Genomic DNA, 13936 nt, shown 5'->3' with positions numbered 1-13936 from the left:
ATCCGCGTGCCGTACCGGTGGCGCGGCGCCCACGCCGCGCGACAACACGGACCTGAGCGCCGTGCTGTCGGGGCCGCTCGATGCGCCGCGCGTGACGGTCGCGTTCTATCCGGACATGGTGCTGGCGGTCAACACGCGCGCGCAGGAAGCGCTGGCCAACCTGTATCGCGCGGTGCGCGAGGTGTCGTTCGGCGTGCAGGTGTCGCCGGGCAAGCTGGTGCTGATCAACAATCACTTCACGCTGCATTCGCGCGACCGCTTCGATCCGCAGTACGACGAGAACGACCGCGCGTTTCGCTGGGTGCAGCGCGTGTTCGTCGCGCGCAGCCTGTGGAATTTCCGCGCGTTCACGCCGCTGCAGGCGCGTGTGTTCGACCCGAAGGCGCTGTATGCGGGCGAATCGGCGCAGGCCAGGCAGCCGTCGCCCGTCGTGCAACCGGCGCCGCAGCGTGCGGCCGCGGTCGAACTCGAAGCGACGCCTGCGTGATCGATCCGGCTGGGCAGCGGCCGGCGCCGGCCGTTGCCGACCCGCTGCCCGCCCTCGCTCCACGCATCCTCGAATAAAAACAGGATTCCACAAGACATGAGCAGAACCGCCTTTGCCGTTACACGCATCGCCCGCGTGCTGGCCGCCGCGCTGATCGCCGGGAGCGCCGTCGCCGCGCACGCCGCATCGTTCGACCTGAGCCCCGAGCAGCCGGCCCGGCAGCGCGGCACCGTGAACCCGGCGGTCGAGCAGGCGCTGCCGGCTGGCTTCCGGTTCGCCGAAGCGAACACGCTGACGATCGGCATCGCGCCGAACCTGCCGCCGCTCAGCACCTATGCGACCGACGCGCGCACGGTGGTCGGCTTCGATCCCGATCTCGCGCAACTGATCGCGGACAGCGTCGGCCGCAAGCTGAAGATCGTGCCGCTCGCGTGGGCCGACTGGCCGCTTGCGCTGCAGTCCGGCAAGGTCGATGCGGTGATCTCGAACGTGACGGTGACCGAGCAGCGCAAGGAGAAGTTCGATTTCTCGACTTACCGGAAGGACCAGCTCGGCTTCTACGTGAAGACCGGCAGCAAGCTGGCCGCGATCCGCGAGCCGAAGGACGTCGCGGGGCTGCGCGTCGTGACCGATTCGGGCACGAACCAGGAAAAGATCCTGCTCGAATGGAACCGGCAGAACGTCGCGCGCGGCCTCGCGCCGGTCGAGATCCAGTATTACGCGGATGCGGCCGAGCGCTGGGTCGCGCTGCAGTCGGGCCGGGTCGACACGATCTTCAGCGTGAATTCGATGCTCGCGTACCAGGCGTCGCTGCGCGGCGATGCGAAATTGATCGGCACCGTCAGCGGCGGCTGGCCGCGCACCGCGGATATCGCGATCACGACCCGCAAGGGCAGCGGCCTCGCCGAGCCGCTGACGCTCGCGATCAATGCGCTGATCGCGAACGGCAGCTACCGGAAGGCGCTCGATCACTGGCAGCTGGATGCCGAGGCGATCGACCGGTCGCAGACCAATCCGCCGGGGCTGCCGCGCACTTGACGACGGCGCATGGCGAGACTCGAGCGAGCGGCCGCTGTTCGGCTGCAGCATGAAATGGCGGCTGCGATCCGGCTACGGGTTGACGCCGGACGGTTTCGTGCCCGGCCGGTTGCCCGCGATCTCGATCGTCGTTTCCCAGCGGAAGTAGCCCGATACGGCGCCGTCGCGATCGAGCACGGCGAAATCGGCCGTGCATGTGGTACTGCCCGGCGCCAGCACTTCGCCGCGCCAGAAATGGTCCTTCATCGGCCGGCACGATGGATGCAGCAGGTCATCGCCGTCCGGCACCGGTGTGGCGGCGTCGCGGATTTCCGCTTCGAGCGGCGTGACGATGCCCGCGTCCTTCAGCGCGAACCGGACGAACAGCACGGTGACCTCCGCACGCAGCGCCAGCGCGGTTTCGCGCAGATGAAGCTGGTCACCCGGCGACAGGCCGGCGAAGAGCCGGTTGTCGTTGTGGCCGACCTGCCCGGCGTCGCCGGGGCTCAACACGTAGATGTGCCGGCCGTCGATCACGGTCGGCGCGTCGGCGTCCCGGCTCGCCTCGGGGTAGGCCGACAGAAGCGTGACGGCGTCGACGATCGCGAGCGCATCGCAACGAACACCAGACATGAGCACCTCCTCCGCAACAAGGGAGCGGCGCGGGCAGCCGTCGTGCGGCCGCCCGCATGCCGCGATCAGTTATGGATCGAGATGAACGGGTCCCACGAGAAGCAACCCTGGCTCTGGCAATTGCGATCGATGATCTGGAACTGGAAGTGGTAGGTCACGCGGCCGACCTTCAGGCATTCCGACGACCAGTAGTAGTTCGCGACCTTCTGACACGTCGGTACTTCCGGCTTGCTGGTGTTCGGCACCGGGATCGACGCCTCCGCGACCCGCGGCGTCGGCGTCGAGATCAGGTCGTTGCCGACGTTGCCGATGAACTTGTAGAACACCACCTGGTTTTCGAAGCCCAGCGACAGGCTCGTTTCGCGCCAGCGGATCAGGTCGCCGACCTGCGCCTTCAGATCGAGCTCGCCGCCCGCCTGCCCGGAAATGACATTGTCCTGGTTGGTGACCATGTAGACGTAGTGCCAGTCGATCAGCGTCGGCGCCGCCGGATTCTTGCTGGGATTCGGATATTTTTTGAGAATGGTTTCGGTATCGAACGAAACGAGCACATCGGTAACGCGTGACATAGAAGCTCCCGTTTGAAGTAATGGGACTTATCGTTGCGCGAATTGCTTCGTGCAGCCGCCATCGCCTTGTACTGCAAGGCTTTTCGCCGGTATCGAGACATCCAGAAGCGACGGCGAATGCAGATTATCCCGTTTGGTTAAACGTGGAAGCTGTAAAGGTAAACAGGTCGATAAAATGATTTATCGAGTTAATTTTAAAATCGGAATCAATCGATTCGATGCGTGACATGAATATCACGACATTGAATCTGTTAATTGATTGGCCGATGATGTGCGGGGACGGAAGAAGGGGCGCTTACCGGTAGGTCCAGAGCCGGTGCAGCACGAACGTCGTCGGCGGGATCAGCAGGGCGATCGCGACGACGCCCATTGCCCGCGGCGCATCCAGCGCCTCGGCGGCGCGCGCGATGAGCATCGTTTCGACGAAGCCGGCGAGCGTGACCGCGAGAAAGCGCATCGCGTTGCGGGTGCGCACCGGCGACGAGAAGCTCCACAGCGTATTCGCCAGGTACGAGAACGCGGTGGCGCAGAGGAATGCGACCGCGTTCGCGGTCACCGGCGCCGCATCGAGGCGCGCGAACAGCGCCGTCGCGACCAGCACATGGATCGCGGTCGAGCAGAGCCCGGACACGCCGAAGCGCACGAGCCGCGTGCGCTCGGCCTGGAGCAGCGTGCTCATGGCGGGCGCGGGTCAGCGCGCGCCGATGCGCGCCCGGACCGGCTGCGCGCGCCGGCGAGCCGGCTGCCGGCGTGCGTCGCGCGCGACCGGCAGTTCGATCACCTTGCCGTGCGCCTGGTAGCGGCGGCGGATCAGGTAGACGGGTCGTTGCTTCGATTCGTCGTAGATCCGTCCGACGTATTCGCCGACGACGCCGATCCCGATCAGCTCGATGCCGCCGATGAACAGCGTGACCGAGATCAGCGACGCGTAGCCGAGCACCGGGTTGCCGAACAGCAGCGTGCGCAGGATGATGAACGCGCCGTACACGAACGCGAGCGCCGCGATGCCGACGCCGATGTAGGTCCAGCTGCGCAGCGGCACGGTGCTGAAGCTGGTGATGCCTTCCAGCGCGAAATTCCACAGCTTCCAGCCGGAGAATTTCGAGTGCCCGGCGCTGCGCGGATCGCGCTGGTATTCGACGATCACGGTCTTGTAGCCGACCCACGCGAACAGCCCTTTCATGAAGCGGTGCCGCTCGGGCAGGTTGCGCAGCGCGTTCACGACCTTGCGGTCCATCAACCGGAAATCGCCGACGTTCTCCGGCAGCTTCACGTCCGACAGCAGGTTGTGCACGCGATAGTAGAGCGCGGCGGCGGTGCGCTTCGCGAACGAATCGCACGCGCGGTTGCTGCGTTTCGCCGCGACGACCTCCGCGCCGTCGCGCCAGTGCTCGATCATCACCGGGATCAGGCTCGGCGGGTCCTGCAGGTCGGCGTCGAGCGGGATCACCGCGTCGCCGGCGGCTTCGTCGAGGCCGGCCGTCAGCGCGGCCTCCTTGCCGAAGTTGCGGGTCAGGTCGATCACGCGCACGCGCCGCTCGGCGGCGCCGATCCGGACCAGGCGTTCCAGCGTATCGTCGCGGCTGCCGTCGTTCACGCAGACGATCTCGAAGCGGATCGCATCGATCGCGCTCAGCAACGGAATCACGACGTCGAAGAAGCGCTCGACGGCTTCGCCTTCGTTGTAGAACGGCACGACCAGCGAGACGAGCGGCGTGTAGATGGATTCCCGCATGATGATTCCCCTTGTGATGTCGTCTTACCGGCCGGCGCCGAGCGTCGGGCGGCCGGTGCGGCGCATGCCGTGCGCCGGGCGGTGGTGTGCTCGGGACGGATGGGCGAACCCGGTCTCGGTCGAGGTATCGCGCGCGTCGGGCATCGACGGCACGTCGCGTCGTTCCTGCGCGATCCGGCTGACGAGCAGCGCGAGCGACGCGAGCGTCACGAGCGGCATGAACTGGAACGGCAGGTGCGGCACGACCGCGAGGCCCGCGAGCGGCATCGGCCACAGCAGCATCAGCCATTCGCGGTCGAAGCGGCGCCAGCCGCGCGTCAACGCATAGCGCGCGTACCACGCGATCACGATGCCGTACCAGGTCAGGTCGTAGTCGTACAGATAGGGGCTGACGAGCAGGCATGCGCATGCGAGGGTCGCGGCGCGCAGTGCGTACGAGCACGCGCCGCGCCACGCGTAGACGACCGCGATCGCGGCAACCGCCGCCGACAGCAACTGAAGGCCGCGCGCGACGAGCGCGGGCCAGCTGGCCATCGTCGCGAGCGCGAACACGGTCGGCATGCGCGCGAGCTGTGCACGGCCGGTGCCGACGATGGCGTAGACGTCGGCGATCACGTGCGCGAACGCGACCCACGGGCCGACGCCGAACGCGAGTGTCGCGAGCAGGGCGCTGACCGCGATCGTCGCGGCCCATGCGGCCAGCGCGCGCCATTGGCCGGCACACAGCAGCGCGAGCGGGAACAGTACCGCGAGCTGCGGCTTCATCGTCAGCAACCCGAAGCAGATCCCGGCGCAGACGGGGCGGCGGTTCAGCGCGAGCAGGCCGACGGCGGCGAGCGTCGCGGTGAAGAGGCTCGTCTGCCCGACGATCACCGTGAGGAATGCGCCGGGGAACGCCAGCGCGCACAGCCACGCGGCATCGCGCTGCACGGTCGCGTGAATCGTTGCAGCGAACAGCGCATACGTGATGCCGAGCCACAGCACCAGCGCCAGCGTGTACGGCAGCCAGCCGAGCGGCAGCACGAGCAGCAGCATCGTCGGCGGATAGAGCCACGGCTGCGTGCCGTTTGCGAGCGTGATCGTTGGAACCGCCGATTTCTCGATCGCGAACAGCGTGGCGTAATGCCACGCGTTGGCGCCGTGCCCGTGCGCGGCGAGCCACGCGGCGCTCCAGATCGGCGAGAAATCGGGCGACAGCGGTTCCGGTGCGCCGTGCTTCGACAGGATCATGCGGATCAGGTAGAGGGCGATGAACAGCAGTTCCGTCAGTAGCACGGCGGCCGCATAGACGCGCACGCGGTCGCGATTGAGCCAGTGCGGATGGCGGCGCGGACCCGCGATCGGGAGTTCCGGATGCACGTCGATGGCGGAATGCCCATGGCGGGCGAACGAAGGCGCTTTCATTGCTTGCCTCGCGACGCCAGTGCCGTGCGACGCACGACGACGAACAGCACCGCGAGCAGCACGACGGGCCCGATCTGCGGCAGCTTCATCAGCCGATTGAACATCTCGAAGATCGGCAGCAACCATGCGATCACGAGGATGCCCTGGTCGCCGGGAAGCCAGCCTTCGTCGAGACCGTGCGCGATCAGGCAGAAGATGGCGATGCCGAGCCACGTCAGTTCGTAGTGCCACAGATACGGTGTCGTCAGAAGCGTGGCGACCGCCAGCACCGCGCCGCGCAGGCGCATGTCGTGCGTACGGCGCCACACGCTGCCGGCCGCGGCGATCGCGAGCAGCGCGACCGCGGCCTGGGCGGCAAGCGCGGCGGCGACCGGTGCGCCCGCGAGCCGCAGCGCCGCGAACGGCGTCGGCGACGCGAGCCAGTACGACGCGAGCATGAAATGCTGTTCGCGTACCGTCGACATCGCACGAGCCAGCCCGTGCAGCGCGGCCGGGCCGGCCAGGGCGACGCCGGCCGCGGTGAACAGTGTCGCGCTGATCGCCGCGGCCGCGAAGGTGCGCCACGCACGTGTCGCGATCAGCACGAACGGGAACACGACCGCGAGCTGAGGCTTGATCGCGAGCAGCCCGATCAGCACGCCCGCGAGCACCGGACGCTTGCCGAGCAGATGCAGCGCGAGTGCCGCGAGGCCGGCGGTCAGGATGCTGTTCTGACCGAACAGCGCGGACATGCACACCGCCGAATACGCGATGACGACCACCATCGCGGCGCGCGGCACGGGAAGATGCGCACGCAGTCCCGACAACCGCGAGACGGCGAGCGCGTAGCATAAAAGACTGCCCGCGAAAAAGAGGAAGTAAGCGGGCAGGAAAGGCACGAGGGCAACCGGCGCGATGAACAGCAGCATCGTCGGCGGATAGAGCCAGGGAAGCGGCCGGTGTTGGAGAAACGCACCGAAGTGCGCGAACTCGGCCTGCACGAATGACGAAGCGTCGTAGGCCGATGCGGCATGGCCTTGCAACACGAGATGCGATGCGGTCCAGAAGACCGAGAAGTCGGTGCCGGGGCGGGCCGTGGCGTTCGACGTGAAGCCGTTGGTGACGACGCCCCAGACGATCACCAGCGCAGCGAAGAGCATCAGCATGATGCAGCTGTACGGAATGATCCGGTCGGCCGTTAGCCATTGAGCACAGCGTATTGCGCGATCGCGCGTTCCACGATTGGCTGTGTACATGATGCCCCGTCTGTCGTGTGGCCGCGTGGTCTGTCGCAGCCGTTTGATGTTGTCGTGCCTGCGGATCGATCGCTCTGAAATGGCGTTGTCCGTGAATTCATTGTTGAAGAAAAAATCGCGTGATGCAAACCGCGCACGGTCGGCCGACATTGAATGTGTTCAGCGATTCGGGTGAAAACCACCATTTCTGGTATGAGAAAACGCCATTACCGGGATTCGTGTTTCTGGCCTGAAACATTCCGCGATTTTTACCGGCTGTGCGTGCCGCCGGACCCGCGACACACGAGCGGCTTGCGGCGTTCGGGAAAATCCCGAGAAAATTTTTTAGGCCCTTTGTGCAGCGCGGCGACGGCGTTTCATGCCGGCTGCATTCGCCGGCACCGCATATATCAAAGGTGAAACATTTCGGCTGCCGGGCGTTTGACGGGCGGCCGTGTGGATCGCCGGAACCCTTGGTGCGCCTCGATTCCGCCCGGGATGGTCCGCTCTTTGCGTAAGCGTTGGCACGGCAGTCGACGACGTGACGACCGGGCGGTTCAGGCAAACAGCAGAGGAACCGGCCCGCGAATCACCTGCGGAAAAGACGGGCCGGAGCGCGTCGGGGAATACGCCGCTCCAGGTCGATCAACCGCGGCAACCGTCGTCGAACGACCAACGAGACCCGATAGCTTCCGGGCAATAAGAAATCGGCATGGCGGTACATGGGGAATAAAAATGAACGACCACAGCACATCGCGGATCGCAAGCCGCGTTAAAGACACATTGCAGCTTTGCCGGGAGTTCATCTCTCGTTCAACCGAATTCCATGCGTCGAACGGCAGTCGTGCCGTTCCGGTCGCTCGACTCGCCCGGTTCATCCGGCCGGTCGAACCGTACACGCGTCTCTCATGCTCCGTCTCGCCGATATCCGTTCGCACGGACCGGGGTGGTCCACCCCGTTTCCGCGACTGATCGCCGGTTGCCGATTTCCAGAGTAGTGCCGGTGGTGCCAGCCCCCGACGTCCTGACCGACGAAGGGTATTTCATAGCAGTCCGAAAGGAGAGTGCTCATGTCGAGAATCATCGAAAAGATCGCCTGGTTCGTCGAGGATCAGGACGGTGTGACGGCCATCGAATACGGCCTGATCGCCGCGCTGATCGCGATCGGCATCGTCGGTGCGCTGACGACGGTCGGTACGGATCTGAAGACCGTCTTCAACACGGTCGCCGACGATCTGGATTCGGTCGTAGCAGCCATTTGACGAACGGTACGACGAACGACCCTCCGGATTGTTCGTCGGCACCACACGGCATCAACAACCTGCCTCGACGTATCGATGCCGGATCATCCGATCCAGCCGGCGCGCCAGGCTTCGAAAGTGACTACGCAAGGAGATCATCATGTCCAAGTTCATTCAACAAGTCGGCCGTTTCGTCCGCGATGAAGACGGTGTGACGGCCATCGAATACGGCCTGATCGCCGCGCTGATCGCCATCGGCATCATTGCCGCGCTGTCGACGGTCGGCAAGGACCTCAAGACCGTGTTCACCACGATCGCGGACGACCTCGATTCGGCGGTCGCAGCCATCTGATGGACCGTGCCGCGGACGGCTCGGCTGGTGCAGCGTTCGAGCCGTCCCCGGCGATTCCGTCAACCGGAAACCGGAGACCGTCATGCAAACCATCATGCGTGTCGTACGCGGCTGGATCGCCGACGAACAGGGTGTGACGTCGATCGAGTATGCGTTGCTCGCGTCGATGTTCGCCGTCGCGGTGCTGGGCAGCGTCGTCACGCTGAAGGGCTCGCTCGGCGATGCGTACGAGATGATCGCCGCGGCCGTGACGGCCGCCGTGAGCACCGCGTTGTCCATGGTTTCCTGATCCACCGATTCGATACGCGAGGTTCGTCATGCTTCCCGTTGCACCGCCTTACCCGGTTCCGTTGTGCGTGACGCTGCTCGCGGTCGCCGCGGCCAGCACGGACATCGCGACCCGTCGCATTCCGAACCGTCTCGTCTTGCTCGGCCTGGGCGGTGCGCTGGTTGCGCAGTGCCTGCTGCACGGCGTGCCGGTGGGCGTGCTCGGATGGCTCGCCGGCGCGGCGACCGGCTTCGGCCTGCTGCTGCCGTTCTACCTGTTGCGCGGCATGGCGGCGGGCGACGTGAAGCTGATGCTCGCGATCGGCGCATGGGTCGGCGCGGAAATGACGTTTTACATCGTGCTGGCCACGTTCCTGGCCGGCGGGATCGGCGCCATCGCCTACGCGCTGCTGCGCGGGCGGATGCGCCAGATGTGGACGAACGTGCGCACGCTGATCGTGCGGCGCTCGCAGGCGGCGCGCGCCGAGGCCGACGACGGCCCCGTCGAGATCGCATCGGTCGGCACGCTGCCGTACGGCGTGGCGATCGCGGTCGGCACGCTGGGCACGCTGTTCGCGTCGTGCGCATAGCGCGGCGGAATCGCAACGAGAATGCAACGGGGACGCAACGATCATGAACACGAACCACACCGAACCGAGACGCGATGCGCAAGTGGCACGCCTGCCCGATCCGCCGCCGTCGCGGGAGGCCCATACGAAGCCGGGCGCGCAGCTGCCGCCGGCGCCGCGCTCGCTCGCGGAAACCGGCCTGAGCATGGCGTTCGTCGGCGGCCTCGTGCTGAAGTCGACGCTGGTGCTCGGCCGCCCGTCGTACGGCGATCTGGTCGAACGGCACTGCCTGCCGCTCGCGGTGCTCGACGAAGTGTTTGCGTTCCTGGTGCGCGAGCATCTCGTCGAGCTGATCCATCGTGGCGCGACGGATCTCGACGTGACGTTCCGCCTGACCGATGCGGGCCGCGTGCTCGCGCTCGAGGAACGGGAGCGCAGCGGCTACAGCGGACCCGCGCCGGTGACGCTCGACGCGTATCTCGCGAGCGTGGCCGCGCATTCGGTGCGCAAGCTGCACATCGGCCAGAGCGACGTGTGGGCGGCGTTCGAAGGCATCGTGATCGACACGGCGGTGCTCGATGCGGCGGCCGCCGCGCTGAACGCGGGCCGGCCGCTGCTGATCTACGGCCCGGCCGGCAGCGGCAAGACCTTTCTCGCCGAGCGGCTCGGCGCGCTGATGCACGGCCGCGTGCCGATCCCGTACGCGATCTGCGCGGCCGGCGAAGTGATCGAGGTCTACGACCCGCTCGTGCACGTCGACGTCGGGTCGCCGGCCGGCGGCCAGTCGGTCGATCGCCGCTGGCGCTTGTGCGAACGGCCGGTCGTGATGTCGGGCGGCGAGCTGACGCTCGACGAGCTCGACCTGCGTCGCGACGAAGCAGCCGGTTTCTATCAGGCGCCGCCGCACATGAAGGCGAACATGGGCATGTACGTCGTCGACGATCTCGGCCGCCAGCGCGTCGAGCCGCGCGACCTGCTCAACCGCTGGCTGCGTCCGCTCGATCGCGGCGTCGATTTCATGACGCTCGAATCCGGCAACCGCTTCGTGATGCCGTTCGACGTGTGGCCGGTGTTCTCGAGCAACCTGGCGCCGGAGCAGTTCTGCGACGACGCGTTCATGCGCCGCCTCGGCTCGAAGCTGCACGTCGGCGCGATGTCGATCGACGACTACCGCGCGGTGTACGACGCGGCCTGCGCGTCGCTCGGGCTCGTGTCGGCGAGCGATGCCTTCGACTTCCTGCTGCATCGGCTTCACCTGCCGACCGGCAAGGCGTTTCTCGCGTGCTTTCCGGCGGACTTGCTGCGCCTCGTGGCCGCCGGCGCGCGTTACCGCGGCGATCCGCCCGAGGTGACGCACGACGCGCTGTACGACGCGTGGGCGAGTTATTTCGGCGCGGCGCCTGAACGGGACGGCAGCCATCCGCCGCCCGTCGAGCGCGGAGGCCGCACGTTCATCACCGGTTGAGCCGTTTCTTTCACGATTCGTCGAGGAGCATTGCCATGAAAAACAGTCGAGCGCTCATGATGCTGGTCGTCGCGATGATCGCGGGTCTCGCCGCGGTCGTGTTCGCGTCCCGCTGGCTGGTACAGACGTCCACGAGCTCGGTCACGTCCGTCGCGGTGGCCACCACCGACCTGAACCTGGGCGAACCGCTCGGGCCGAACCAGATCCACATGGTCAGCTGGCCGGCCGGCAGCGTGCCGACCGGCGCCTTCACCGATACGAAAACGCTCGAAGGGCGCGTCGTGCGCACCAGCCTCGCGCGCGGCGAGCCGGTGATCGAGTCGAAGCTCGCGCCGGTCGGCACGAAGGGCGGGCTGTCCGCGGTGATTGCCGACGGCAGCCGCGCGATCACGGTGCGCGTGAACGACGTGGTCGGCGTCGCGGGCTTCGCGCTGCCGGGCAACTACGTCGACGTGATCGTCAACACGCAGGAACAGCAGGGCAAGACCGACGGGCAGAGCATCTCGAAGATCGTGCTCGAGCACATCCTCGTGCTGGCCGTCGCGCAGCAGGTCAGCCGCGACGACACGGCGCCGAAGGTGGTCAACGCGGTGACGCTGGAAGTCACGCCCGACCAGGCCGAACGGCTCGACCTCGCACGCAGCGTCGGCACGCTGTCGCTCGTGCTGCGCAACCAGGTCGACCAGAAGACGCTGACCACCGGCGGCGCGACCAAGCTGACGCTGCTCGGCAAGGAACCCGTGCCGGAAGCGGCACCGGCGCCCGTCCATGTGCGGCCGGTCCGCGTGCACGTCGCGTCGCACGCGGCGCCGGAAGTCCGGCGCGACTGCGTCGGCGTGCTGACGGGCGTGAAGGGCAGCGTCGAATGTTTCTGAAACGAATGCCTATAGCCAGACCAACAAACCGGCCGCCGTCATCGCGCGGCGGCCTTGGAAGTCGATAACCGGCACGGCGCCGGTCTCTCGGGGGATCAGACGAAATGAAGATCAAACCGCAACGCACAGGTACCGGCCCGCTGCGCACACGCGTCGCACGGGGCACGATGATGGCCGCGATCCTCTGTTCGGGATGGCTGACCGTGTATGGCGCGCTCGCGCAGGAAGGCATCGAGTCGGCGGTGCTGACGAAGGGCGGCGCCAGCGCGCCGGCCGCGGTCGGCAAGGGGCCGATGCAGATGACGATCAGCATGGCGCCGGTGCCGGCCGCCGCGCCCGCCGCGTCGGCGGGGCCGCTGCGCGGGCCGAACTGCGTCGGCGCCGTGCGCGAATCGACCAGCGTCGCGGTGCCGCTCGGCAAGTCGCTGCTGGTGCCGATGCCGGAGCCGGTCCGCAATCGGACGATCGGCAACCCGGCCGTCGCGCAGGCGACGATGGTGTCGCCGCAGACGCTGTACATCCTCGGGCTTGCGGTCGGCACGACCAACATGATCGTGCAGGGCAGGAGCGGCGCATGCCGCGTGATCGACGTCGCGGTCGGCGCGGACGCCGGCGGCCTGCAGGCGTCGCTGCTGCAACTGATGCCGAACGAGCGCGACATCCATGTGTCGACCGCGGCCGGGACGATCGTGCTGGCCGGCACCGTGTCGAGCTCGCAGGCCGCGCAGCAGGCCGTGCAGATCGCCCATGCGTACGGCGACAGCGCGGGCGATGCGGCAGGCGGCAAGCAGGGCGGCGGCGTGCTCAACATGCTGAACGTCACGTCGCCGCAGCAGGTGATGCTCGAGGTGAAGGTGGCCGAGGTGTCGAAGACGCTGATCAACCAGATGGGCAGCGCGTTCAACATCCAGGGCGGCTTCGGTTCGTGGAGCGGCGCGCTGGTCAGCAACCTGCTCGCGGGCGTCGCGAGCGGCGCCGTGTTCAACAAGGCGAACAACAAGCCGTTCAGCATCGCGGCCGACGCGCAGAACACCGACAACCTCGTCAAGATCCTCGCGGAGCCGAACCTCGTGACGATCAGCGGCCAGGAGGCGACGTTCCTCGCGGGCGGCAAGATCTTCATCCCGATCCCGCAGAGCGGCAGCAATGGCGTCTCGTCGATCACGCTGCAGGAAGAGGAATTCGGCGTCGCGCTGAAGTTCACGCCGACGGTGCTGGCCAACGGCCGGATCAGCCTGAAGGTCGCGCCGGAAGTGTCGGAACTGTCGCAGACGGGCGTCACGCTGAGCGCGTCCAACATCGGCGGCACGTCGATCCTGCCGCTGATCACGACACGGCGAGCGTCGACGACGGTGCAGATGAGCGACGGCGAATCGTTCGCGATCGGCGGGCTGATCAAGGACAACGCGAGCGGCGCGCTGAAGGCGATTCCCGGCGTCGGCGAAGTGCCGGTGCTCGGCGCGCTGTTCCGCAGCACGTCGTTCCAGCAGGATCGCACCGAGCTGATCTTCCTGATCACGCCGCACCTGGTGAAGCCGCTGCAGACCGCGGACGTCGCGCTGCCGACCGACAGCTTCTCGAAGCCGAACGAAGTCGACGTCTTTGCGACCGGCAACATGGAAGGCCGTGGCGGCGTGCGCAAGGCAGGCGCGCAGCCGATGCAACCCGCGAACGGCGCAGCCGCCGCGCCGCAGACGCCGGCCCAGGCGCCGGCACCTGCTCCGGCGCCGAAGTCGGAAGCACCGGTCGCGCCGGCCGCGTTGCCCGCACCGCGCGCGCCGCAAGACGCCGACGTGCAGCCGCCGGTGCCGGCCGAGCCGCCGAAGGCGCCGGCGCCGGTCGCGGCCGCCGCCCCGCAGTCCGACGCGGCCACCGCGGCGCGTGTCGCGCGCATCGAAGCCGCCGCCGCGCGCCTCGCGGCCGCCGGCCCCGAACCGTCGGCCCCGCCGGCGGCGCGACCGAAGCACCGGAGCGCGGCGGCGCCGAAAGCGCAGGTTGCGCGCGCCGCCGCGGAACCCCAGTCCACCGATCGTTGAAACCGTCCAAGGGGAAGCTCATGAAATCCGCCTACCTCGTATTCGTGCGCCGCGCGGCGCTCGCCGCCCCGC

At 67.4% G+C, this 13936-nt stretch carries 16 protein-coding genes; 9 read left to right on the top strand and 7 right to left on the bottom strand.

Annotated features, from left to right (window positions below):
• The first annotated feature begins 61 nt into the window (after window positions 1–61).
• Entirely contained in the window at window positions 62–487 is a 426-nt protein-coding gene (locus H3O04_RS35995) for a TauD/TfdA family dioxygenase (RefSeq protein ID WP_337249614.1), read from the top strand.
• Window positions 488–583: 96 nt separating this feature from the next.
• Complete coding sequence (locus tag H3O04_RS03830; protein ID WP_202587170.1) at window positions 584–1525, top strand: ABC transporter substrate-binding protein; 942 nt, start codon at window positions 584–586, stop codon at window positions 1523–1525.
• A gap of 72 nt (window positions 1526–1597) precedes the next feature.
• Here H3O04_RS03830 and H3O04_RS03825 read toward each other — a convergent pair whose 3' ends face one another.
• The 7 genes from H3O04_RS03825 to H3O04_RS03795 form a co-directional block, all read right to left on the bottom strand.
• Window positions 1598–2137: an AidA/PixA family protein gene (locus H3O04_RS03825; RefSeq protein WP_023475069.1), complete on the bottom strand. Its 540-nt coding sequence runs from the start codon at window positions 2135–2137 to the stop codon at window positions 1598–1600.
• Window positions 2138–2202: 65 nt separating this feature from the next.
• Entirely contained in the window at window positions 2203–2706 is a 504-nt protein-coding gene (locus tag H3O04_RS03820) for an inclusion body family protein (RefSeq protein ID WP_023475068.1), read from the bottom strand.
• A gap of 295 nt (window positions 2707–3001) precedes the next feature.
• Window positions 3002–3385, bottom strand: coding sequence for a GtrA family protein (locus tag H3O04_RS03815; RefSeq protein WP_202587169.1), 384 nt, complete (start codon window positions 3383–3385; stop codon window positions 3002–3004).
• Window positions 3386–3397: 12 nt separating this feature from the next.
• Window positions 3398–4441, bottom strand: a complete 1044-nt coding sequence (locus H3O04_RS03810) for a glycosyltransferase family 2 protein (RefSeq protein ID WP_011549064.1) — start codon at window positions 4439–4441, stop codon at window positions 3398–3400.
• Between the two features lie 24 nt (window positions 4442–4465).
• On the bottom strand, window positions 4466–5845 hold the full coding sequence (locus H3O04_RS03805) for a glycosyltransferase family 87 protein (RefSeq protein ID WP_202587168.1): 1380 nt from the start codon (window positions 5843–5845) through the stop codon (window positions 4466–4468).
• On the bottom strand, window positions 5842–7080 hold the full coding sequence (locus H3O04_RS03800) for a glycosyltransferase family 87 protein (RefSeq protein WP_202587167.1): 1239 nt from the start codon (window positions 7078–7080) through the stop codon (window positions 5842–5844). Before H3O04_RS03800 ends, H3O04_RS03805 begins: the two co-directional genes overlap by 4 nt.
• 536 nt (window positions 7081–7616) lie before the next feature.
• Window positions 7617–7958: a hypothetical protein gene (locus tag H3O04_RS03795; protein WP_185921500.1), complete on the bottom strand. Its 342-nt coding sequence runs from the start codon at window positions 7956–7958 to the stop codon at window positions 7617–7619.
• A gap of 171 nt (window positions 7959–8129) precedes the next feature.
• On the opposite strand from H3O04_RS03795, the gene H3O04_RS03790 reads away from it, so the two are divergent.
• The 7 genes from H3O04_RS03790 (at window position 8130) to H3O04_RS03760 (ending at window position 13864) form a co-directional block, all read left to right on the top strand.
• Window positions 8130–8321, top strand: coding sequence for a Flp family type IVb pilin (locus tag H3O04_RS03790; RefSeq protein ID WP_011549060.1), 192 nt, complete (start codon window positions 8130–8132; stop codon window positions 8319–8321).
• 139 nt (window positions 8322–8460) lie between these two features.
• Window positions 8461–8652 (top strand): Flp family type IVb pilin, encoded by a 192-nt coding sequence (locus tag H3O04_RS03785; protein ID WP_011549059.1) that lies wholly within the window; start codon window positions 8461–8463, stop codon window positions 8650–8652.
• A gap of 82 nt (window positions 8653–8734) precedes the next feature.
• The gene (locus H3O04_RS03780; protein WP_105798114.1) at window positions 8735–8941 is read left to right on the top strand and encodes a Flp family type IVb pilin; all 207 of its coding nucleotides are present in this window, start codon (window positions 8735–8737) and stop codon (window positions 8939–8941) included.
• A gap of 28 nt (window positions 8942–8969) precedes the next feature.
• Window positions 8970–9509, top strand: coding sequence for an A24 family peptidase (locus H3O04_RS03775; protein WP_202587166.1), 540 nt, complete (start codon window positions 8970–8972; stop codon window positions 9507–9509).
• Between the two features lie 43 nt (window positions 9510–9552).
• Window positions 9553–10953 carry an ATP-binding protein gene (locus tag H3O04_RS03770; RefSeq protein ID WP_202587165.1) on the top strand — a complete coding sequence of 467 codons (1401 nt, stop codon included), beginning with the start codon at window positions 9553–9555 and terminating at the stop codon, window positions 10951–10953.
• 35 nt (window positions 10954–10988) lie between these two features.
• Entirely contained in the window at window positions 10989–11828 is an 840-nt protein-coding gene (gene cpaB, locus H3O04_RS03765; RefSeq protein ID WP_105798112.1) for a Flp pilus assembly protein CpaB, read from the top strand.
• A 104-nt stretch (window positions 11829–11932) separates the two neighbouring features.
• Window positions 11933–13864, top strand: a complete 1932-nt coding sequence (locus H3O04_RS03760) for a type II and III secretion system protein family protein (protein ID WP_105798111.1) — start codon at window positions 11933–11935, stop codon at window positions 13862–13864.
• Window positions 13865–13936: the final 72 nt, after the last annotated feature.

The organism is Burkholderia sp. KCJ3K979 (assembly GCF_016759955.1).
GTDB classification, from domain to species: Bacteria; Pseudomonadota; Gammaproteobacteria; order Burkholderiales; family Burkholderiaceae; genus Burkholderia; species Burkholderia orbicola.
The sequence above is the reverse complement of the archived record's forward strand: the minus strand, read 5'-3'. Positions and strand labels throughout refer to the sequence as shown.